Here is a 260-nt window from a genome sequence, read left to right as displayed (position 1 = left end):
TTCTTGGGGCTAAACCTAGTGATACGCCATCTTTTTACAGTTTTATGAATTATGCCGATTTCGGTATTGGCACATTCCATCCGCAAAAAGGCATGTATCAGGTAATTTTAGCATTAAAAAGTTTAGCTGAAGAATTAGGTGTAAAAATAAATACCAGTAGTCCAGTTAAAAAGATAGTTGTAAATGAAGGTCATGCTACAAGTATTGTATCAAACGGAAAAACGATTCATTCAGACATTGTTGTTAGTGGAGCGGATTAT

General features: G+C 34.6%; 1 protein-coding gene. It reads left to right on the top strand.

Translation table 11 applies throughout. From position 1 onward, the window contains the following. Positions 1–260 (top strand): FAD-dependent oxidoreductase (locus IEQ44_RS18685; protein ID WP_193639438.1); only part of this gene is annotated, 260 nt, incomplete at both ends.

It is taken from the genome of Nocardioides malaquae, assembly GCF_015070385.1.
Taxonomy (GTDB): Bacteria; Actinomycetota; Actinomycetes; order Propionibacteriales; family Nocardioidaceae; genus Nocardioides; species Nocardioides malaquae.
Note: the sequence above shows the minus strand (reverse complement) of the source record. Positions and strands in the feature narration are given on the sequence as shown.